The 22,874-nt window shown below is 45.8% G+C and carries 19 protein-coding genes and 2 pseudogenes; 14 read left to right on the top strand and 7 right to left on the bottom strand.

Features of this window, described 5'->3' with window-relative positions:
- Positions 1–43: 43 nt before the first annotated feature.
- Complete coding sequence (locus E4N65_RS08195) at positions 44–1,075, bottom strand: phosphate/phosphite/phosphonate ABC transporter substrate-binding protein (RefSeq protein ID WP_371921831.1); 1,032 nt, start codon at positions 1,073–1,075, stop codon at positions 44–46.
- A gap of 193 nt (positions 1,076–1,268) precedes the next feature.
- Between E4N65_RS08195 and E4N65_RS08190 the strand changes: the two genes are divergently transcribed.
- From E4N65_RS08190 to E4N65_RS08170, 5 genes are all read left to right on the top strand, one after another.
- Entirely contained in the window at positions 1,269–2,054 is a 786-nt protein-coding gene (locus E4N65_RS08190; protein ID WP_253672713.1) for a YesL family protein, read from the top strand.
- Between the two features lie 88 nt (positions 2,055–2,142).
- Positions 2,143–2,847, top strand: coding sequence for a purine-nucleoside phosphorylase (gene deoD, locus E4N65_RS08185; RefSeq protein WP_253672711.1), 705 nt, complete (start codon positions 2,143–2,145; stop codon positions 2,845–2,847).
- Between the two features lie 242 nt (positions 2,848–3,089).
- Positions 3,090–4,796, top strand: a complete 1,707-nt coding sequence (locus tag E4N65_RS08180) for a RecQ family ATP-dependent DNA helicase (RefSeq protein ID WP_253672709.1) — start codon at positions 3,090–3,092, stop codon at positions 4,794–4,796.
- 278 nt (positions 4,797–5,074) lie between these two features.
- Positions 5,075–5,314, top strand: a complete 240-nt coding sequence (locus tag E4N65_RS08175; RefSeq protein WP_371921811.1) for a hypothetical protein — start codon at positions 5,075–5,077, stop codon at positions 5,312–5,314.
- Between the two features lie 3 nt (positions 5,315–5,317).
- Complete coding sequence (locus E4N65_RS08170; protein ID WP_253672705.1) at positions 5,318–5,989, top strand: DUF8091 domain-containing protein; 672 nt, start codon at positions 5,318–5,320, stop codon at positions 5,987–5,989.
- A 41-nt stretch (positions 5,990–6,030) separates the two neighbouring features.
- Here the strand turns inward: E4N65_RS08170 and E4N65_RS08165 are convergent, their stop codons facing one another.
- From E4N65_RS08165 to E4N65_RS08140, 6 genes and pseudogenes are all read right to left on the bottom strand, one after another.
- Positions 6,031–6,771: a flagellar filament outer layer protein FlaA gene (locus E4N65_RS08165; protein WP_044015618.1), complete on the bottom strand. Its 741-nt coding sequence runs from the start codon at positions 6,769–6,771 to the stop codon at positions 6,031–6,033.
- Positions 6,771–7,508, bottom strand: coding sequence for a flagellar filament outer layer protein FlaA (locus E4N65_RS08160; protein WP_044015621.1), 738 nt, complete (start codon positions 7,506–7,508; stop codon positions 6,771–6,773). The genes E4N65_RS08165 and E4N65_RS08160 overlap by 1 nt, the downstream gene beginning before the upstream one ends.
- Positions 7,509–7,713: 205 nt before the next feature.
- Complete coding sequence (locus E4N65_RS08155; protein ID WP_044015623.1) at positions 7,714–8,337, bottom strand: LTA synthase family protein; 624 nt, start codon at positions 8,335–8,337, stop codon at positions 7,714–7,716.
- A 176-nt stretch (positions 8,338–8,513) separates the two neighbouring features.
- Positions 8,514–8,738 carry a hypothetical protein gene (locus E4N65_RS08150; RefSeq protein WP_044015625.1) on the bottom strand — a complete coding sequence of 75 codons (225 nt, stop codon included), beginning with the start codon at positions 8,736–8,738 and terminating at the stop codon, positions 8,514–8,516.
- Between the two features lie 113 nt (positions 8,739–8,851).
- Positions 8,852–9,064: pseudogene (locus E4N65_RS08145) on the bottom strand (PD-(D/E)XK nuclease domain-containing protein); the annotation flags it as partial.
- Between the two features lie 241 nt (positions 9,065–9,305).
- The gene (locus E4N65_RS08140) at positions 9,306–11,018 is read right to left on the bottom strand and encodes a M3 family oligoendopeptidase (RefSeq protein WP_253672703.1); all 1,713 of its coding nucleotides are present in this window, start codon (positions 11,016–11,018) and stop codon (positions 9,306–9,308) included.
- 208 nt (positions 11,019–11,226) lie between these two features.
- On the opposite strand from E4N65_RS08140, the gene E4N65_RS08135 reads away from it, so the two are divergent.
- The 9 genes and pseudogenes from E4N65_RS08135 to E4N65_RS08095 form a co-directional block, all read left to right on the top strand.
- The gene (locus tag E4N65_RS08135) at positions 11,227–13,341 is read left to right on the top strand and encodes an IdeS/Mac family cysteine endopeptidase (RefSeq protein WP_253672701.1); all 2,115 of its coding nucleotides are present in this window, start codon (positions 11,227–11,229) and stop codon (positions 13,339–13,341) included.
- Positions 13,342–13,642: 301 nt separating this feature from the next.
- Positions 13,643–14,161: a bacteriohemerythrin gene (locus E4N65_RS08130; protein ID WP_044015631.1), complete on the top strand. Its 519-nt coding sequence runs from the start codon at positions 13,643–13,645 to the stop codon at positions 14,159–14,161.
- Between the two features lie 140 nt (positions 14,162–14,301).
- Positions 14,302–16,371: an alpha-amylase family glycosyl hydrolase gene (locus E4N65_RS08125; RefSeq protein ID WP_253672699.1), complete on the top strand. Its 2,070-nt coding sequence runs from the start codon at positions 14,302–14,304 to the stop codon at positions 16,369–16,371.
- 211 nt (positions 16,372–16,582) lie between these two features.
- Positions 16,583–17,812: a sugar ABC transporter substrate-binding protein gene (locus E4N65_RS08120; protein WP_253672697.1), complete on the top strand. Its 1,230-nt coding sequence runs from the start codon at positions 16,583–16,585 to the stop codon at positions 17,810–17,812.
- A 125-nt stretch (positions 17,813–17,937) separates the two neighbouring features.
- The gene (locus E4N65_RS08115) at positions 17,938–19,839 is read left to right on the top strand and encodes a glycoside hydrolase family 13 protein (RefSeq protein ID WP_253672695.1); all 1,902 of its coding nucleotides are present in this window, start codon (positions 17,938–17,940) and stop codon (positions 19,837–19,839) included.
- Positions 19,817–20,011 carry a hypothetical protein gene (locus E4N65_RS08110; protein WP_044015640.1) on the top strand — a complete coding sequence of 65 codons (195 nt, stop codon included), beginning with the start codon at positions 19,817–19,819 and terminating at the stop codon, positions 20,009–20,011. Before E4N65_RS08115 ends, E4N65_RS08110 begins: the two co-directional genes overlap by 23 nt.
- A gap of 54 nt (positions 20,012–20,065) precedes the next feature.
- Positions 20,066–21,448 carry a carbohydrate ABC transporter permease gene (locus E4N65_RS08105; RefSeq protein ID WP_044015642.1) on the top strand — a complete coding sequence of 461 codons (1,383 nt, stop codon included), beginning with the start codon at positions 20,066–20,068 and terminating at the stop codon, positions 21,446–21,448.
- Complete coding sequence (locus E4N65_RS08100; protein ID WP_016524050.1) at positions 21,448–22,332, top strand: sugar ABC transporter permease; 885 nt, start codon at positions 21,448–21,450, stop codon at positions 22,330–22,332. The genes E4N65_RS08105 and E4N65_RS08100 overlap by 1 nt, the downstream gene beginning before the upstream one ends.
- Positions 22,333–22,402: 70 nt before the next feature.
- Positions 22,403–22,698: pseudogene (locus E4N65_RS08095) on the top strand (methyl-accepting chemotaxis protein); the annotation flags it as partial.
- Positions 22,699–22,874 lie beyond the last annotated feature (176 nt).

Raw genomic sequence — 22,874 nt, 5'->3', positions numbered from 1 at the left:
GTATATCGGTTACATACTCAAGCAAGATATCAGCGGGTATTCATTACTTAGTAGAATTTCTAATCTCATCATACCAGGCATCATCGGTAGCAACCAGCCGCGTTTTTTCGGAGTACTTAGGATATATGCCTTTTTTACCGGAGCCCTTTACGTTAAAAATGCCGGGATTATTTGCCGTCTTATCAGATGTCAGCGCATCCCGTATCTTTTGTATATCAGAGGCTGAAACCGTGTTCGTATTGACGGTAATCGGGGCATTTAAGACGGGAATTGAGCGGATGACAGTCATTTCACTTCCTGCAAAGGATGTGAAGGGTTCGTCGGCTCCTACGGTTACGCGGTAGACGGCGCCGGTTTTATAATCTTCCCCTTCGAGCAGTTCGTACACGCCGATTGTCTGCGGGATCGCAAAGGCTGCCGCATCAGCATCACCACGGAAAAGATTGACTTGTGAGCCCTGATGAGAACCGGCAAACAGCACTTTGGAAAATATCTTGTCGCTCAATATAAGATCGTCGGTGTTATCAATAGAAAAAGCCGTTGCCAAAACTTTTGCGGGAATAATAAAACCGGAAGTAGAACTTGCCGCTACAAATGACATTTTTTTACCTTTTAATAGACTTAAATCAAAACTGCCGTCCGCTTTTCTATAGATATCGGCATCCTTCCTCTGTACGCCGATGAAGCTGTAATATTTCGCATCATCAAGCGTTCCGCTGGGCCCCGAATTCGTTGCAACGGGAATAACAGCACTGTTCCGTTTATGTGCAGTAATGTATCCTTCGGCTCCGACATAGGCCATATCAGCCTTACCGGAAACGAGCGCTTCCAATGCGATGTTATAATCGGTCGTTGTAAGAATTTTAACGTCTCGGCCGACAGCTTCTTTTAAAATTTCTTGGAATGCAGCACGGGCATCCTTCATGGATTCGCTTGATTCATTGGGATAAAAAACCATGGTAAGCGGCCTTTGTTCCTTTTTGCTGCATGAACAAACAAGGAGGGCTGATAAACAAAGTACGAAAAAGAACGGTTTAACATACCGCAACAACTTTCCGGCATTTTGGCGGGACATATCACCAATTAAAAATGATTTCATCACTTTCTCCAAATTTGAAGGACTGCTAAAGTAGTTTTTAGCGGTTCCTTTGAGTCAATTGCGTGCGCCAGTCTACTATAATTGAGGGCTTTATGCAATCGTCTGCTATGGGATCCGCTTTTCTACGGCATGGATAGTATTATTCCGGTTTTTGTGCTAGTATCGCCGCATGATCGGATTCTTTCTCAAAAAAAATTTTTTTGACGGGTGGGACAATTTTCTTCTGCTCGCTCTTTTCAATATTGCGGTTATACTGATTGTCTTTTTATTTTTCGGTTTAGCTTATTTACTTTCAGCGGTATCGGTGCTGCCGGTACTCATTTTGGTTATGTGTATCATTGGGATGGGGGTGCTGCTTTTAGCCGTCTCCAATTTGATGTCGCGTATTGCCGATTATAAATCGTTTTCATTGAAAGAAATCGGCGGCGAAATCAAACATACGTGGCGGCACGGTGTTTTATTCGCAGTAATCGAAACTTTTTGTTGGATCGTTGCCGGAGTCGCCGTTCCCTATTATTTTTCGTTTCAAAATTTCCTCGGTCTGTTTCTCGGTGTTACTGTCGTATGGATTTTTGCGGTGATACAGCTGTCGCTTTTATGGTTTTTCCCGATACGGAGCCGGCTGGAATCGAATTTTGGCAAGTGTCTTAAAAAGTGCTTTATTGTTTTTTTTGATAATACCGGATTTACGCTTTTTATGCTGCTGTACAGTGTCGTTCTTATTATCATGACCCCGTTCTTAGCTTTTTTGGTGCCGGGCTTTTCAGGCCTCTTGCTTGCATGGAACAATGCCTTTAAACTGAGAATGTATAAATATGATTGGATTGAGCAGCATCCTGAAATACCGATTCAAACTGCACGGAAACAAATTCCGTGGGATGAGTTACTGGCGGAAGATCGGGAAACACTTGGCAGCCGGTCTATTCGAAATTTTATTTTTCCGTGGAAAGACTGATGAATATAGGGACATCTAAAAACTCGGTGGATTTTTAGATATCCCTCATAATGATTTTGATACATTTGACAATACTAGGGAGGATATGATGAGTGTTCATATTGGAGCAAAAGAAGGTGAAATTGCCGAACGGATTTTGCTGCCGGGCGATCCGCTGCGGGCAAAATTCGTTGCCGAAAATTTTTTGGAAAATGCACGCTGTTACAATGAAGTCCGCGGTATGTATGGATTTACCGGCACGTATAAAGGAGTGCCTGTTTCCGTGCAGGGAACGGGCATGGGGCAGCCTTCCATTTCCATCTATGTGAATGAGCTTTTCCGTGAATACGGCGTGCAGAAAGCTATCCGTATCGGTACGGCGGGAGCCTTGCAAAAAGAGATTCCGTTGCGGTCTTTGATTATCGGAATGAGCGCGGCGACCAATTCAGGTTCAAATACGCTCCGTTTCCGAGGAACCCAGTTTGCGCCTACAGCGGACTGGAAGCTCTTAAAGCATGCCTATGATGCGGCTGTCCGCTTAGGGTATAGTCCCTTGGTTGGTCCCATCGCTTCGTCTGATGTGTTCTATGACGAGCTTGAAACGTGGAAACTCTGGTCGAAGTACGGTCTTTTAGCGATTGAGATGGAAGCCGCCGAGCTGTACACCCTTGCCGCACAGTACAAACGGCAGGCGCTCGCGCTGCTTACCATATCCGACAATATGGTTACCCATGAAGAAACCACGGCAGAAGAGCGGCAGACATCGTTCACTGCAATGATGCAAACCGCACTTGAGGCAATTATCGCCGAATAAATAGACCTATTCGATAACTGCGTTTTCGAATAGGTCGACGAGTTCTAAATCGCACAAATAGTACGATTTAGAACATCGCATTTCACGGTAACCTGTTCAGAAACGGAAGTTTCCGAACAGGTTTAATATAAATCGAAAGAGAACGGGGATATCTCAGAAGCCGGTTACTTTTTTGATAACCCGTTTCCTACTTTTTTGCAAAATTGTAAGCCATTTTGTTATTGGTGATGCATATATATGGTATGAATATCATCAATAACAAAGCGCCTGATGGCGAAATCTCCTACCTTTTTGAACCGGAGACGGCGCTGCCCGATACGGAAAGCTGTCCCGTGATTTTTGAATCGGATAATCCCGAATACAGCTTGGAAAAAACAGCCGATGCCGTTTCTATCTGCGCACAGACCGTATTCGGGATTCCGGCGTTGTACCCGTGGCAGCGGCTCGTGATTGCCAATATCCTCGATGCCGTACACGCTGCCGAAGCGGTCGGAGCTGCCACAGAGCCGGCTGGAATTTCTACAGCACCGTTCGTAACCGCGGTACCGCAAGCAGAGGATTGCTTTTTGTCCGGCACGGGAGAACCTTTAAGCGAACTTTACGACGAAGACGGCGTGTTGCGGGGCAGGCAGATCGTCTTGTTGCCGACCGGTGCGGGAAAATCGTTGTGTTTTCAGGTGCCGGCGCTGTTGTTGGATAAGCCGACACTCATTATCTATCCGCTTTTAGCCTTGATGAGCGACCAGATGCGCCGGATGTGCGAAGGCAATCTTGAACCGGTGTTGTTCCGCGGCGGCCAGAGCGGACAGGAACGAGCCGCGCAGTATGCCCGTCTCGAAGGTACGGACGGTAAACCTCCTGCGAAACTCATCATTGCCAATCCCGAAATTCTGATGCAGGAAGAAGTGTTAAACCGTATTGCAAAGCGCGGCATTGCCCACCTTGCTATAGACGAGGCGCACTGCGTTAGTGAATGGGGAGACAGCTTTCGGCCTGCCTATCAAACGCTTAAGCAGGTTATCGAAACGTTGAAACCGCCCGCCGTTACCGCTTTTACCGCGACAGCAGGAAACGAGGTATTAAAGCGTATCGGTGAGGTACTCTTTGACGGACGGGCGCATCTGGTACGCGGAGAGTCGGATCGTACCAATATTGCTTATTATGTACGGCAATGCCGCGTAAAGGCGCCTGCCCTCCTGCAAGAGGTTATGCAGCGGCAGCGGCCGATGGTTATTTTCTGTGCGACGCGGAACGGTACGGAACAAACCGCTGCGTTTTTACGCTACACGTTGCGGGATCGGGCGATTCGGTTTTATCATGCAGGTTTGCAGCGGGATGAAAAAGATGAGGTGGAGCAATGGTTCCATCAGCACGATAGCGCGATACTGGTAACGACCTGTGCGTGGGGCATGGGCGTCGATAAAAAGAACGTACGCACCGTGATTCATCTGAATGCGTCGCCCACCGCCGAAGCTTATGTACAAGAAGCGGGCAGGGGAGGGCGGGACGGAAAACCTGCGCAGGCGGTGTTACTGTGGAGTCCGGAAGACAAGGCACGGATTGCGCTGTTACCGGAAAAGCAGCGGAAACGGGCGGAAATACTCGTTAATTTTGCCGAAAGCGGCCGCTGCCGGCGCGAGGTTCTGCTCGAAGCGCTCGGAGAAGTGCGGGCAGTTCCGCTTCATGCGGGGGATGAAAGTATTGCCTGTTCCGGCTGCGATATCTGTAACGGAACCGCGCTATTATATCCGCAGGATGAACGGGAATTGCTTTCGTTTGTGGCGGCAAATAAGCGGAAATTTACCGCTCCGCAGCTTATCCGTCTATTACACGAAAATCTCCCGCTCTGGCGCGCCGGCGACATTAGCAGCCTCATTTCACAGCTTATCCAAGAGCAGAAAATCCGCCCCGCCAATGCGTTTTTCTGGAAACGTGCGCTTGTATGTTAGGGTAAACACATCAGGCTTTTTTGAATCCCCCCGCAGAATTATTGAGGCTGTTCAACCAGAGTTGAACCTCTGCGCGGTTCAAATGGTCTCACAGCCGCAATAATTCTGCACTTTTTATCTACTCAGCCTGATGTGTTTATCCGTCTGCTAGGAAAAAGTGTGCGAAATTTTAGATAAAATTTCGCACAGAAAAAAGGTAACCGTTAAAAAAATTCCTAGTGCAGTTGCCTGCTCTTTTGCTCTTGTGTGGGGGTAAAAAAAACTGTTATAGTGTCGGTATGACGCTTTATGAATATTATATGGTATTTCCTGATGGCGATATGCAGGAGGTTTCCGATGAACTTATGGTCGGATCTCTGTACGATATCAATGGTAGGCGATTAATGCCGCCGCTTCCGACAAATAAGATGATTGTGTATCAGGTATGCGGGAAACGTACCCGTGAAGAAAGAGGTATTGTGGCAACCTATTACGCGCTGGAACAGTTGGATGCTGCAGAATTACGTGCATACGTCTAACGAATGATCAACACCTATAATGAAACACACCTGCACCGCACCCTAAAAGACTTGTACAGCAGTGACAGCGCCGTGCAGGAAACATCGATAGAAGGTTTTATCTGTGATATTTACGATACAGGGCGGATAATAGAAATACAAACCTCCAAACTTTCCGCTCTACGGGTTAAATTGGAAAAGCTTTTGCCGCGGTATCCTATTCAGATTGTTTATCCCATCATAGAAAATGCCTATATACTGATGCTTAACGAAGACGGCAGTAAACGAAGCTGCCGGAAAAGTCCGAAACACGGGAATTTCTATCAAATTTTTAGAGAACTGTTAGGAATTGTTCACTGTCTCGATAATCCGAATCTTACAATACGGATTTTGTATGTTGATTGCGAAGTTATCAAAATAGATGATAAGCAGGGGAGAAGCAGATATAAGAGACCGCGTATTATCGATAAAAAGCTGTTAAAGATACATCGGGAGGAGGAGTTTCACGGTATCGATAGCTTGACTGTTCGGCTTATGGCAAAGCTGCCCGATGCATTTATCAGTACCGATGTAAGAAAATTAGGCGCCGGTGTCTATGCATCATATATCCTATCGTTTTTAAAAAAATGTCAAAAAATAGTCTTTTATACAAAGGTGGGGCGCTATCATGTATATAAAAAAACCGGTACCGAATAGGTACCGGTTTTCAATCGATTGATACGAGTTAGAACAGCGGTTTACCAGCTGTCTTTCATATCGTCATCATCGCGCATATCAACTTCATAGAGGTCGGTAACAGCACGGAGATCATCGAAGTAGATGTAGTAATTTCCATAAGCTTCCCAGGGATTGCATTCAATGCGGAAACCTACAATCTTTAAGCCCATGCTGGTGCCGTAGTGATAATCTTTTTGTACAATTCCCGTTCCTGCTGCATTCTGCGGGGGAACCGCAACGGTCATCAATTTCCATCCTGCATGATTCAGTTTTCCTACATAGAGTTCAAAGCGCTGTCCCATATAATCTTCGAGGATGAGCTTTAAAACATGCGGATAACTTCTTCCGACAACCCAAACGCTGACGGTTTTAGTAATACCTTCGACCGGAATCGGTTTAACGGCACGGACTTCAAAGCTGTTATAACCACGGCGGTAGAAGGACACCTTTGTACCGTAAACTTTGCTGTCAGGAAGATTCAAGTTTTCCTCGTCCGGAATTGCTTTCTTCTGTTTGGGTGCGCCGTCAAACAAACGTCCTTGAATAACGCCTTCGTCAGACGACATGGAACAAACCCAAGAGCCTTCATTTTCGAACTTATCAACTGAAACTTCTTTTAAGCGCTGTTCTGCAGATTCAACGCCGATGCGGGAAGCATCGACTTGATCCAATGCCAAACCATCGCGAGTGTTCTCTTGAGCAAATGCAAACAACGATAATGCTGATAATAATGCTGCTACGGTAAAATATTTTTTTGTCATTATTTTCCGCCCTCCTTATTTGAATCGGCATCATCAAACTTGGCATTCTCTAACTCAAAACCGTCATAAGAAGCTGTACGAGTATTTGTTAATGCCTTGAATTCATCAAAGAAAACATAAAAGTCATCAACATTCTCTGTAGGCTGAGTGCGGATTCTAAATGCGACAAAGGTCATATATTTAAGCTGTGATAAATAGCGTGACCGCTGTTGAATATTCGTGGGAACGGTAACTGCTAAATTTTTCCATCCATGGTAATTTAATGTTCCGACCGGTAATGTATGTATCCGTCCGTTGCAATCGCGTACCAGAATTTCAAGGTCATACGCATAGCCTGCGCCCCAGACCCAAAGATCAAATCTTTGGACAACCCCTTTTAAGGGGATTTCATAAGGAGCGGCATTATCGCCTGAGCTCTTTGTCGGATAAAGATCGACCCAGTTATCGCCTTGGCGGTTAAATTTAAACTGCATTCCTAAAAATTTGTATTCTTTATCGGAATCGGATTGCATAACCCGCAGAGCGTTCGGCATTCCGTCAAAATACTTTAAAATAGGATAACCTTCGGTGATAAACTTGCTTCCAATAGCATTCCATGTTATCTCTGATGATTCGGGGGAGTCAAAAGTCTCCACCATATACGTTTGATAATTAACACCGCTATCCTGCGCTGCCAATGGAGTACAAACGACTGCAAACATCAGAACAAAGACCGTAATAACAACGCCTTGTTTCATTCACAACTCCTTTTATTTCCGCCGATATTCTAAGAAATCATACCCATTATAGTCTGAAAAGAAAACTTTGTCAAACAACTCGGTAATCCCCAAACCTCATGGAGCATCAATTCCGCAGCGGATGAAGAACTCTGCCTACAGTATCGGCAGAGTAAGCAAAATATACAAGGGCTAGACGTTTTTTTTTTATTTTTTGTTAGGATGTTTAGCCGGCGTTTCCTTGCCGGTATAGTATAAAGTGGAGTACCGCACCGATGAAAGTGAGTCCCGCTAAAATAGAGCCGTAGATGAGCGGATTCCCTTTAAAATAATGAAGCCCCAGCGCAAAAGTACCCAGTATAAGGATTCCTATATATAGAAGAAAGCAAAGGACGCAGGCAACGGCGTAATAGAAGGTGATATCGGTACAAAAATGTAAGAGTGCATCCAGAATAAACAGCGCGCTTGCATACAGAATGATGCAGAGTACAATAGGTATGATGCGGAGATGTGTGCTTGCAAGAAATAGCTGTTGATATATCTTTACGGTAAATAGACCAAATAGCGCTGCCGGAACCGGTAAAACGTTAAAACCGGAAAAGATCAAGGCGATCAATAATACAATGCAGAAAGGGATAAGGGTATCCACAAAGAAGGAATAAAAAAAATAACTGCCTAACGAACCGATATAGCGATCCACTCTTGCAGAAAAAAAAGATACAATCAGTAAGAACAGCGTAGCCGCGGTAATACCGACAAAAAACATAAAGATATGCTTATTTTTTTCTTCTAATTGAAAGGCGTAAGAGAAAAAAATGAGCGGAAGACAAAATAATAGTAAAACAGCCATACCCAGTTAGAATATCATAAAATGATACGATAGACAACGCTCATTTTGAATCTGTGTTGAACACCAAAACTACCGGTGACGGAATACTATAGAGCAGGAGACCATTCAAAATGTTCTATCTTTGAACAGCCTCCTATTCATTTTCTCGGTAATACAATATTGTACCGCCGCCTCTTTTACGGATGGCGTGCAGCTACTCCTTTTTCGATCAGTGATATCAGTTGATCTTCATACCAATCTTGGGAATAGGGTGCATGCTGGCGGACAATCGGCCGAACTTTTGCTTCGATGGTGTCCTTGCAGGCTTCGCAAATATCATATTCGCGGATATGCCAATAGGTTCTTCCGGTTATGGGATTAACCAATTCTTTTTTGCAAATGTCGCAATGTAAAGTTTTCATAACGATGCTCTCCTAATAATAAAGCTTGTATACAAAAGCATACCGTATATTCGTTTTTTTGTCGAGATAACCGAACAAATGCACCCAGGCTATTTTTTAATAGCCCCATATTTTTATAGCACTTCCACCTTCCAGTCTCTTATCGTTCGTGTCTGCTCGTCAAAAGAACTTCCTATCAGTACAATCTTCTTGCCGTCTGCCTCGTACTGTTCCGCATAGCCGTTCTTTTTTATCTGGTTGAGGGCATCTTCCGCGCTGTCGTTACCGGAGAGTTTAAGCTCGAAGATGTATACAGCATCGGCAGTAGACACTACGCAGTCCGCACGTCTGTCAAAACTATACATCCGTGTATAGTTTTGACTACGAGTTTCGGCGGAGCCGAAACATCGCTGCTGTGTGGAACCACCGCCATCCATGATAGTTCTGCCCCTTCAACGCTTTTGCAAATAGACGATGCAGATGCTAGGAGCGTACAAAAAACACCCGCAGGCGTACTTTTTGTACGTCGAGGACTGTTTTTTGTGAAGCGACAACGCAGATGCGCCGTATATTTGCAAAAGGATATTTTCAAAAGGCTGTGTCGTTGATATTATTCAGCCACTCCGTACACGCCGGTACTACGGAAGCAATGCAGCCTTCTTTAAAGGGATTTTTCAAGTTGGCCAGTTCCACCAGGCGGAGGAAGGAGTCGCGGCCGCCCGCTTTACAGAGACGCAGATAATCTTCCCAGGCCGTTTTGCGGTCGGAAAGGCTTTTTGCCCAGAATTGCAATGCGCATACTTGAGCAAGTGTGTAATCGATGTAATAAAACGGCGTACTGAAGATATGTCCTTGGCGCATCCAATAACCGCCGCGGTTCAAGAAATCGTTATCGTCGTAATCCCGTGCAGGTAGGTACTTTTTTTCGATACTGCGCCATGCAGCTTTTCGTTCTGCGGGGCTTGCTTCGGGATGCTCATATACCCAGTGTTGAAACTCGTCTACCGTAACGCCGTAGGGTAAAAACAGGAGCGCTCCGGATAGATGGGTAAAGCGGAACTTATCGGTTTGCTCTTCAAAAAACAGATTCATCCACGGCCATGTAAAGAATTCCATACTCATCGAGTGTATTTCGCAGGCTTCGTAGGTCGGCCATACGTACTCCAGCAGGCGGGCATTACGGCTCTGATAGGCTTGGAATGCGTGCCCTGCTTCATGGGTCATTACCTCCACATCGTGCTGCGTATTGTTAAAGTTGGCAAAAATAAACGGCGCCTTGTAATCGGGAATTGTGGTACAATAACCGCCTGCTGCCTTTCCTTTTTTTGCAAGCACATCGAGCATCTGATGCGAAGTCATGAAAGTAAAAAATTCATCGGTTTCCGGGGAAAGTTCCGCATACATCTTTTTGGCATTTGCCAAAATCCAATCGGGATTGCCGTGAGGAATCGCATTGCCGGTGGTATATTCAAGCGGTTCATCATAGTAGTATAGCCGTTCCAACCCCAACCGTTTCGCCTGCCGTTTTCGTAAGTTCACGGCTATCGGCACAATTTCGCGGTAGATTTGATTCCGATAGGCAGCAACCATCTCGGCATTGTAGTCGGTTCTGCCCATCCGGTCGTATCCGAGCTGCACGAAGTTTTTGTATCCGAGTTTTTTTGCGATGCGTGTACGCACTTTGACTAAATTATCGTAGATGGAATCGAATTCTGCTTCGTGTCCCGCAAAAAAACCGTAGTAGGCTTTTGCCGCTTTTTCCCGTGTTGCACGGTCTTGATCCTGCATAAAAGGAGTCAGCTGTGCGAGCGTGCGTTTTTCTCCTGCAAATTCGATTTCTGCCGAAGCGATCAGTTTGTCGTAGCTGCTGGTAAGTTTGTTTTCTTCCGCTAAATCTTCCATAATAGAGGGTGAAAACACCTTCATATCAAGTTCGGTCATTGCGAAGATATGCGTCCCGAGTTCTTTTTCCAGTTCTTGACGAAAGGATGATGCAAGCAGCTTTTTGTTAAAGCTATTGGTCATTTCGATATAAAACGGGTTTGATTCATCAAAAAACGTATTTTCGGCATCGTAAAAACCGTCACGGGTGTCGATACTGTGCCGTATTTCCGCAAGGGTCTGCATAGTTTGATAATGAGATTTGAGTTTTTGCACTTCATCAATAAGAGCGATTTGCTCTGCAGCCGAATGTGCGGCTTCGAACTGCTGTTCCGCTTTTTTAAATGCCGTTTTTAATGCCTCCATATCGGGGCGGGTATAGGGAAGGGCGGTAAATTGCTTCATTTCCGGTGTATTCATTATAGGCTCCTATGCTTTTTATAAAATTATACGGAGCAATTATAGCATAAGGCCGATATTTAGGACAGCATCAGAGATTCTCAGTAGAAATTCTACTATGCACTTGACGAATATGCGATTAGTTTGTATACATACAGCAATCAAAATATAAAGTTCCCTGATGCGTTGCATCAGTGAATCCCGCATTTTTTTATTATGGAGTCTACTTTTGAAGAAATTTTTACCAGTCTTTTTTTCTATCTTGACTGTTTTGCTCATTATAGGTTGTAACAACAACTATGCCCCGTTCCGTCCTACTGCCGATATAGTATTCGAACCTGCATTGCCTGAAAATCCTCTCCGACTAAGCGTTAACAAAACCTGTCAAATCCATGCAAAGGTAATATATGATAATGCAACGGATAAAAACCTTATCTACAGTTCAGCTGATGACAGTATCGCATCTGTAGATGATAAGGGGGTAGTTACTGCTCATAAAACAGGCGATACAAAAATTACGATTAAAGCTTCAAACGGTGTTTCTAAAGAAATTACCGTAACCGTTACTACAACACACATCCCTGTTACGGGTATTGCTCTTCGCTCCGGTGAAACTGCTATTTCTGTAGAGAATGGAGCTACCCGTCAAATCGGCGCGTATGTTGTGCCCGAAAACGCAACGGACAAAACGCTTACCTATAGTTCGGATGATGAAACAGTTGCAGTTGTAAATGACAAAGGGGAGATTACGGCAAAACAGGATGGCAGTACGGTTATTACCATAACAGCAGCGGATGATCCGACTGTATCAAAAAAAGTGAGGCTAACCGTTACGAAAGCTACTGTCCGTGTTACTTCTATTGAATTTAACCCGCCGCTTCCCGCGGAACCGATTGAGTTGTTTCTCAACGAAATATATAAGTTTGATATAAAGGTATTGCCTGAAGGAGCTGAGAATAAAAATCTTACCTTCAAATCCTCCAAGACCTCGGTAGCATGGCTATGCGGTGATGGAAACAGAGATGTAAAAGCTGACGGAGAAGGAAAAGCAACGGTAACTATAACCGCCGATGATAATCCTTCTGTTAGTGTGGTTGTTCACTTTAAGATGATGCGAAAACCCGAGGGACCCTCAATTAACATAGAAACACCGGTCGTTGAGTATGAAAGTGATGAAGCAAATATCACCGTTGCGGTAAAAACGCTTAACGGCAAGCTCGCATATACGCCTGAGGTCGTAGGAGGCGGAACAGGTGAAAAGGCATGGCTTACCTTTGTTAGTAAAGACAATACGAATGCAAACACAGATACGGTACATTTACGTCTTAAGCAAAACAAAACCGTATGGGATAGAACGGCATACATCAAATTTAAAGATAACACAAATAAATATATCATTTCCGCAGGTAAGGAGCTTCAAGTAGAACTTACTCAAAAAAAGAATGATAATCCGAATGTAACGATAAAGTGGGTTGATGGTATAGGTGAGCCTAACCCAAGTGAGAAAGAACGTATTCCTGTTTATGGTGGTGAAAAGAAAGTTTATTGGAATGATGATAAGATTTTTTGGTGGAATGAAAGTACTACTACCAAATGGTTTAATAACAGAAAAGTGTCTCTTTTAGGAATAGCTGCTCCTGAAGGTGCAGACGGAAATCAATGCTGGGCAAAAACCGCTTCAAATATGTTGCATTGGTGGTTTGTGCAGAATGAAGCAAATATAAACAAATACATAAAAAACAAATCGCAAGAAGAAAAGGATAAATACGCACACTACTACAAAAGAGAATTGCCAACAGCAAGAGAAAAAGAAAAAAGCTATATAGCAAATAGTTTTAGAATACAAGCGAGTAATAGTCAACAAGGTAATTATACTATAAGTGGACTTGCATGGTATCTTTATGGCAATCCAAGTGTATCAAATAAAAATTTTGAAGGACCATCCTTGTTCAAAGATATTTTCAGCAAAGAAAATACGCCTATTAAAGTTGAAACTGTAACTGATCAAACTAGTTTTAATGAAATAATATCTAAAGCTCTCGAGTCTAAAAAAGCAATCGGGATAGATATATGGGGTTCAAAGGGTGTCAATGATTATGCCCATGCTATAACGCTTTGGGGTGCCGCTTTTGATGAGGAAGGAAACATCATTGCAATCTATGTTGTTGACAACAATTTTGAGCAGAATAGGATATTCCCGTACGGAATCTGGTATAAAGAAGGTAAACCGTATTTATTTAACTATGGCGTAAATAGCTTTGTGCAAAATAGATATGTAGGTCGAGTAACTACCCTGGATAAAGGTGAAGCACAGTGGGCAGAATGGAAGAGCAACCACCCCTAAAATAGCCTTTACAAATAACAACACGGTAGCGGTAAAAAGTTCAGAAAGAGCTTTTTACAGCTGCGTAGTATGCAAATACATTAAAAACCGTACAGGATTTTGAACAAGCAGACACATTCATTATGAATGTGCCCGCTTTTTTTATGGGATGGGGGTATCATAAAAATAAGCGGGGTACGACAACTTTCTATTTGACATTATAGCCATATCGTTTTATTCTAATAACGATTACTAATACGAAAATCGTCTAAGAGTAACCGCTTCTTTCGAACGATTCAGTATATAAAGGGATGAAAAAAGTATGGCAACAGAAACAAAAAATACGGAAGAATTGAACACCGCTTGGGTACAATGGGATAAAAAACTGGAACTCGGTATTCCGCGAATCGACAGTCAGCACCGTAAGCTGGTGGCAATGTGCAATGAGCTGCGTGAAGCGCTGATGAACCGTCAAAAACGGAGTAAAGACGAATGGCTGGTGACCGTAGGTAACGTACTGCGGCAAGCAGTAGATTATACTCAAACACACTTTATCGATGAAGAAAAATTGATGAAGGCGTGTGGCTTTTCCGGCTATGAAGCTCATAAACAGCGGCACAAGGAGTTTGTCCAAACAATTACTCGGGTATTGATGGACTTTGACGAAATGACCGTAACGATTGGTTTTGAGTTTGCCGACTACCTTAGGGATTGGATACTGTCGCATATTGCTTACGAGGATAAGCAGTACTGTCCGGCTATGCGCTCCTTTTATCACACGTTGCAGGAATACAGCCAACAGAATCATACAGCCGATTCAACTGCCGGACAGCAGCCTTAGATTAAATCCTTCGTACGAATAAAAAAATATTTATATATTGGCGATGCGACGTTTATATGCTATTATAAGACAGTAAAGGGAACTTCTAAAAAGCTTCAGTTTTTAGAAGTTTTCCTTAGATTTACTTGCGATGGAGATGTATGAAATCATTCGTCCGAACGTTTGAACAGACAATTCCGCCTCGCGATATGCAGCTCGGCGCCGTGTATGATGCCGCCGCTCAAAGCTGCCGTTTTTCTTTATGGGCGCCGAATTCCCGCGATGTGTCGGTAAACCTCTATCAAAACGCCGGTGATTCAGAACCTGCTTTTACGGTTCCGCTTCGGTATGACGATGTAACCGGTCTGTGGTGCGGCATCTTTGCGGAACGGGATCCGGAACTGTTCTTTTACGATTACACGCTGACAAACGAAACGGGAACGCATACCGTGCTCGATCCGTACAGCCTCTCGATGGCTGCTTGTACCGGCAGCGGCGGTATCGGACGGGGCGCTATTATCAACCTGCAAAAAGAAACGCTCAAACCGGAGCGGGAATATCCGTATATCACCTTGCAAAAACGGGAGGATGCGATTATTTACGAAGTGTCCGTCCGCGATTTTACCGCAAGCCCCGACTCCGGCGTTAAAAATATCCCCGGTACGTATAAAGCCTTTATCGAAAAAATCCCCTATTTACGCGAATTGGGCATTACACATATTCAGCTGATGCCGGTACTGAATTTTTACTACACGGACGAGACAAATCAGCAGTATGAAGATGCCGGTACTGTGCACAACAACAACTACAACTGGGGCTACGACCCGCATAACTATTTTACGCCCGAAGGCTGGTATGCAAGCGAGCCTGAAAATCCCGAAAGCCGCATACGCGAATTGCGGGAGCTGATCAATGAGTGCCATCGGGCAGGGCTCGGTGTAGTGCTCGACGTGGTGTATAATCATGTTGCGCGTACCGATCTTTTCGATGCGATTGTTCCGGGCTATTACTTTCGGACAAATCCAGACGGCAGCTATACCAACGGTTCGTGCTGCGGGAACGATATTGCCTCGGAGCGGCCGATGGCACGAAAGCTTATTGTCGATTCGGCTGTACACTGGGTGAAAAACTATAAGGTTGACGGTCTCCGTTTTGATCTGATGGGACTGCTCGATACCGAGACGGTGTTAGAGGCATACAACTGCTGCAGGGAGCTTAATCCGTCGGTACTGTTCATCGGGGAAGGCTGGAAGCTGTATAACGGAGCCGAAGGTACCGTCGGTATGGATCAGCGGTACATGACCGAAACCGACAGCGTTGCCGTCTTTAACGATGAATTTCGCGATTTGGTAAAAGCAGGCGGTATGAATGAAGAGGGCAAGGGCTTTTTAACCGGCGGCAACGTCGATCTTAAACAGCTCTTTTGCAATTGTATCGGGTTACCTCAGTGTAACTATACCGCCGACAGCCCGGGCGATAACGTGCAGTACCTTGTTTGCCACGACGGGCTTACGCTGCACGACTGCATCGCTCATAATGCAGGGCTTGATGAACGTATCCCCTCGCAAAAGCGGGAGCTGATTGCCCGTATCAAACTCGGCAACGCGCTGGCGCTTACCTGTCAAGGGATTGCGTTCTTACACGCCGGACAGGAGCGGGGGCGTACCAAGCCGAATGTGCACGGAACAGCGGAAGAATGCACCGGCGCTTTTGTCCGCAACAGCTATGACGCTTCGGACAGCGTTAACCGCATTGTGTGGACGCTCGATGATGATTACGCCGAGCTGCTCGCATACACGCGCGGGCTTATCGCGTTGAGGAAACGGTTTGACGTGTTTAGAATAGGAAATGCCGGACGCATTGCACAAGCCGCCGCGTTTTTGCCCGCAGAAGATGCAGCGGTTGCTGCATCGGGTGATTGCAGCGGTAACCGATGTGCCGTAAAGAGTGATGACGGAGCATTGTCCGAAACGGAGAAGCAGTACGGGCAGGCATTCGGGTACACACTCGACTGGACGGATGGCACGTGGTTTTTGTTGTTTAATGCGGCGGGAACGGAACACTGTTTTACACTTGGCGGCGCATTACAAAAGCCTGTGTTTTTTGTCGACGGAGCGGCGGCATCGCCGGACGGCATTGCACATCCGTCCGGTATACGATTTGAGCAAAACCGGATCATACTAGATCCGTACACTGCGGCTATTGTTCGCAGTGAAGAGGGTATCTTTTAAAAACCAAGGTTTAACTTCAGCAGCTGCAATAAGGCTGCCGAAGTTAACCGTCGAGTTTGCCGTTCGGCAAACATCGCTTATTGACGTGTGCGCTTTTCGCGCACCAATTCGCCCGCCTTCAAAATTGATATTTTGTTCGGCTGTCGAATTTATAAGAAGGTTTTTTTAAGATTCCCGATAGATTTTTTTCATAACAGATTGGAGGTGTTATATGAAAAAAGCAATTATAGGACTTTCTGCCTGTGTATCATTGATGCTTCTTCTTGCTCTTACGAGCTGCGGTGGAAGTTCCGAGAAGAAGGACGATAAAGCCGGCGCTATGAAAGGCGAAACGGTTACCATCAAAATATGGGAATCCGAAGGCCCCGAAAAAGATTTTATGCTGTTTGCTGCGGAAGAATACAAGAAAACGCATCCGAACGTATCCTTTGTGTATGAACCGGTTCAGTCGACCGATGCGCGCACAAAGATTGAAATGGACGGCCCTGCAGGTGTAGGCGCGGATATCTTTGTTGCACCGCACGACCATATCGGCGCCCTTGTCGCAGGCGGTCATATTCTCCCCTTTGACGATGCGTCCATCCTCGACAACTTTATTCCCGCTGCATTGACATCCGCCGCGTATGAGGGAAAAAACTACGGGTATCCGCTTGCAATTGAAACCTACGCATTGTTCTATAATAAAGACTTGCTGCCGGAAGCTCCCAAAACATGGGAAGAGATGGAAACATTTGCAAAGACATGGAACGATAAAGCTCAAAATAAATATGCATTGGTCTGGGGTGTCGGAAACGCATACTTTAACTACATCTTTATGAGCGGCTTCGGCGCACCGCTTTTCGGCCCGAACGGAGATGATCCCAAACAGCACAACGTCAATAGCCCCAATGCTATTACCGGCTTAACCTATTTCCAGAGCCTTCGCAAGAAGATGCTCGATGTTCCGTCAGGCGACATTACCGATGATTTCTGCAATTCCTCGTTTACGGAAGGTAAAGCTGCGATGATTATTACCGGCCCGTGGAAAATCTCCGATTTTTCAAAAACGGGTCTCAACTACGGTATTGCACCCATTCCGGTATTCCCCGGTATGACCAATCCTCCGGCATCGTTCTCCGGTCTTCGCATGGCCTTTGTCAGCGCTTACAGTGATCATCCGACGGAAGCGCAGGACTTTGCAAAATTCCTTACTTCAAAGCCGATATTGGAAAAACGGTATGAAATGACCAAGCAAATTCCGCCCCGCTCCGATATCACCATCAGCGATCCGTTGAGTCAAGGTATTTTAGCACAGGCACAATACGCAACACCGATGCCCACCATTCCCGAAATGGGCAAATACTGGTCTGCAATGAATGCAACTTTTACGAATATCTGGGACGGCGGCAATGTTGCGGAAAAACTGAATGCCGCTGCTGCTACAATGGAGTCGATACAATAGGGTATTGGGGCTGTCCAAAAACTGAAAGCCTATCGACTTTTTCTGTAAGGAAATTATTCGTTATATCCGCTAAAGCGAATTGCGAAACAGTTTTTGGGCAGTTTCCTTGGATATAGGTGCTTGGTATGCAGTTTTCGGCAATAGAACATCGCAGTATGGATAATTTTTGTTATCCGCTCAATGAAAATGAACTTATGATCGGCATTAAAACCGGCAGCGACATACGGCGTGTATTTATTATATACGGAGATCCGTTTGACGGTTCGGTAACACCGGACGGCTGGGCATGGGAAGGCAAACGACAGGAAATCACCCGCAAAAAAGATCTTCCGTATCATACATGGTGGCAGGTAACGGTTACGCTTCCTTATGGACGGTGTAAATACTGCTTTGAACTGCACGGTCAAGATGAAAGCGATGTCCGCTACTGTCTGGAAAACGGGTTTTACACGGCAGATGAGCTTGTTACGCTGCGCCGGATAACCGGTAATTTTCCCGGTTTTGAGTTTCCGTGGCTGGACGGCGCCGAATGCGTCCGCGTACCGGATTGGGTACCCCACATAGTGTGGTATCAAATTTTTCCCGATCGGTTTTGCAGGGATACAGCCTCGCAGAAACTGAATGCTCTGCCGTGGCCTGCTGCCGAGGATGCCGTTACCAACAATGAACACTATGGCGGTACGCTTCGGGGTATTATCGAAAAGCTCGACTATCTTGCCGATTTGAACATTACCGGTTTATATCTTAATCCGGTTAATGCTTCGCCGAGTGTGCATAAGTATGATACATCCGATTATTTGAATATCGATCCTGCATTCGGTACTGCGGAAGACTTATGCATGTTGGTGAAAGAAGCCCATGCACGCGGTATAAAAGTGATGCTGGACGGTGTCTTTAACCACTGCGGCTGGGACTTTGCACTGTGGCAGGATGTTGTCCGCAACGGAAAAGCCTCGCCGTATTTCGATTGGTTTATCGTACAAGAATGGCCGTTTGAAACCGTTGCAGAACCGGAATGTGAAGCCGCCGCGAGCCGACCGTCCGGTACAAACGGAAAAAGCGGACGATACAGCGTTTTTGCGTATGTCGATACGATGCCAAAGCTGAATACCAATAATCCTGCCGTCATCGATTATCTGCTGAACGTATGCGAAACATGGGTGCGCAGTTATGATATTGACGGGCTCCGGCTCGATGTTGCGAATGAGCTTTCGCACACATTTTGCAGGCAGCTTTATCGGCGGATGCGCAGTCTTAAAAAAGGCTTTTACCTGCTCGGTGAAATATGGCGCAGTGCCTTGCCGTGGCTGCGCGGCGGCGAGTTGGATTCGGTAATGAATTATCCGCTCGCGCTGTGCTTTTGGAAATTCTTTTACGATAAAACGCTGCCTGCCCTGACTTTGGAGCAGGACATAAACGCTGTTTTTACGGCCTATCCCGAACCTGTTACCGTAGGCCTGTTTAATCTGCTGGACTCCCATGATACGCCGCGCCTTTTTACCCGCAACGGCGGCGATGTGTCCGCCGTATGGCAGCAATACGCCCTGCTGTTGAGCCTGCCCGGTTCGCCGTGTATCTATTACGGCAGCGAGGTTTTGCTTGCAGGCGGAAATGATCCCGATTGCCGCCGCTGTATGCCGTGGCAGGCTATCGAAGCAGGTGAATACGCCGAACCGATGAGCATGATGCGGCAGTTGATTGCTTTGCGCTATACGCATCCGGCAATGACCGCTTCCGGTTACTCATATCTGCATGACGTGCCGCTTACCGAAAGCGAACCGAATAGAATTATTCATTTGCAAAAGTATGCCGAAACGGTAGAACCTGCGGAAACTACGGAGACCGTTGAAAGCGCGGAAATTCCGATTACGCGGAGCATAGACCTCATTCTCAATTGCGGTACGGCTCCGGTATCAATCGCACAGGTAATAGATGAAAAGGCACGGGTATACCTCTCCCTGCGCTGCAGGGATAAAACGGTACAGCCCGGCGGCTTTATCTTTTTTGAACACCTCATCAACCGATGAACTTCCGTGTACATCGGTTGATGGCGAATTTTGGCAATGCCAAAATATCGCTTCTGTTATAACCACCGCCATCCGTGGCGGTAAAGTTTGCGGTGCAAACTCGATTATTTACGGGTGCGCCGTCCTGAACTTCGGAGCAAAGCTCCTCGTTGCAGGACATGCGCACGGCTAAAAACTTTTTCGGATGTTTAAACATCCTGCAAAAGTTTTTATAGGAGGAGTTTTAATGGCTACAACGACCTTACAAGGCGCTGCCGTTATCGACAAATCAATTATCAAAAAGACATCAACCGCATCGACGTGCTTTATGGGGCTCGGTCAGATTCTCTATTTAAAGCAATACGTGCGCGGCGCCTTTTTCGCTTTGATGGAATTGGCGGTCTTATTTTTGATCTTTTTTGATCAGACGGTTATGCAGTTCAATGGAAAAGGCCCTATCGTGCGGAGTCTGATCGGCCTTATCACACTCGGAGATGAAAAACCGAATGTCCCCATCAAGATGAAGGATCATTCCATCTTCATGATGATCGGCGGTCTTATCACCGTATTGCTGCTCGTCGTGTTTATCTGCGTGTATGTCGCGAACGTGATCACTGCGAAAAAAACGGCAGCATATATCGTCGAAAAGCAGCGTTATCCATCCGTTGAGGAAGCCCGCAAGAAGTTTGTCGAATCGGCGTTTCCGTATCTCGGATTGAGCCCTGCGATCCTGTTGATGCTGTTTTTCACTGTTTTGCCGCTCATCTTTTCGGCGCTGGTCGCCTTTACGAATTACTCATCGCCCAAGCACATTCCGCCGAACAACCTTGTCGACTGGGTCGGTTTTGAAAACTTTATCACGATGTTTAATTCAAAGATGGCAAACAGCTGGTTCTCCGCCTTCGGGCGCGTCGCTCTGTGGACGGTTATCTGGGCATTCTTTGCAACCACAACCTGTTACTTTACCGGTATGATCTTCGCGGTTATCCTCGTCGACAAGCGCATCAAGCTGCCGAAATTCTTCCGAACCGTGTTTATCCTACCATATGCTATTCCGGTTATGCTGAGTTTGTTCATTTGGGCGAACCTTTTAAACGGAACATTCGGCCCCATCAACCGCTCGCTGATGCAGTTCGGTCTTTTGAGTGAACCGATTAAGTGGCTTTCCGACCCGTTTATGGCAAAGATTACGATGCTGTTGGTCAATATTTGGATCGGTTTTCCATATAGTATGATATTGATTACCAGCAATATGACGGCCATCCCTGCGGATATTTATGAGGCGGCAACCATCGACGGTGCGAATAAATTGCAGCAATTCTTCCGCATCACCCTTCCGTTGGTGTTGTTCCAAACGATGCCCATTCTCATTATGCAGTTTGCTGCCAATATCAACAACTTCGGTGCGGTATTCTTCCTTACTGCCGGCGGTCCGAATCTTGACGACAGTATTCAGACAAAGGCGGGCGCAACCGATCTGTTGATTTCGTGGATTTATAAACTCACGTATGATACGCCGACTTTGTATAACCTTGCCTCGGTACTTTCCATCCTCGTGTTTGTCGTGCTGGTGCCGTTCGCAGTCTATAATTTTACGCATACCAAGGCGTTTAAAGAAGGAGAACTGTAATGAAAAAGCATTCTCTGAGTACCATACTGGTGCTGATTATCCTGTATACCGTCCTTATTTCGACGGTGCTCTTTGTCCTCTATCCCGTTGCCTTTACCGTCGGCGCGGCGTTTACCAAAACCAATTCGTTGGCGGCAACAAGCATTTCTCCTATTCCCAAGGAACCGTCGGTGTATCAGTTTAAACGGCTTTTAACACCTGCCGACAAAATCGTCGAAGGTACAACCGATGTACGTGGTACAAACTACGTTAAATGGTACGGAAATACCCTCAAAATTGCGGTGTTCAATGTTCTTTTGACCTTGGCTGTCTGTGTAACCGCCGCCTATATCTTTTCCCGGTTTAGGTTCCCGCTGCGGAAGCCGCTGCTCGCTTCTATGATTGTGCTGCAGATGTTCCCAAGCTTTATCGGAATGGTTGCAACGTATGTACTGCTATGGAAGATAAACGGCTTAAATACCCATTGGGGACTCCTTTTGGTATATGCGGCGGGCAGTGTGCCTTTTAACGTATGGCTGATGAAAGGCTATTTTGATACGGTGCCGAAAAGCGTTGAAGAAGCCGCCCATGTCGACGGTGCCGGTTCGTTTACCACATACGTGAAAATCGTACTGCCGATGGTAAAGCCGATGATTATGTTCCTTGCGCTTACCAGCTTTACCGCACCGTGGATGGACTTTATCTTCCCGCGCCTTATTTTGCGCAGCGATGATAAAAAGACCTTGGCACTCGGCCTTTTCGAGCTGATTAACGGCCGCGCAAACGATAACTTTACGATGTTTGCTGCAGGCGCGCTGCTCGTAGCAGTGCCCTTTACGCTGCTGTTTATGGCAGGACAGAAATTCCTATTAAAGTCCCTTGCCGCCGGAGCGGTAAAAGAGTAGAAAAGGGCAGGGCAAAGAATTGGCAATGGGTAATTGGTGATGCGTAATTATATTTCCAATTACCCCAGCCTCATCTAAAACGGTAGAAGAAAAGTTCAATGTAATTTTCACTCTTGCCGAGCAAGTAAAAGAAATGAGCGACCGCCTGACTGAGGCAATGCGGGAACAGGAGAATGGAAGTAGGGAAGTGTTGACTGCCATTAAAAACATCAACACGGTAACGGTCGAAGTACAGGCAAGCTCGTAAGAAATGTTAAAAGGCGGAGAAAGTGTTACGGGCGAAATGCATAAATTCGATGAACTTACTCGTATCATAACCGACAGCATGAAGAAATGGCTTCCGGTACGGTGCAGATACAAGGCGCGAGCAAAAATAAAGCGGAGACACGCCCAAAACTGAACATCCTTGTTCAGTTTTGGGCTGCTAGTTCGCATTACGAACTAGCTTCCTCGTGGAACCACGGACATCCTTGTCCGTTCTGCTACGTTGAGCATTTTCAGAAGCGGCATGGATGCCGCTCGTATTAACCAGAAACGATGTT

The organism is Treponema sp. OMZ 855, assembly GCF_024181145.1.
Taxonomy (GTDB): domain Bacteria; phylum Spirochaetota; class Spirochaetia; order Treponematales; family Treponemataceae; genus Treponema.
This window is presented reverse-complemented; position numbering and strand designations above follow the sequence as displayed.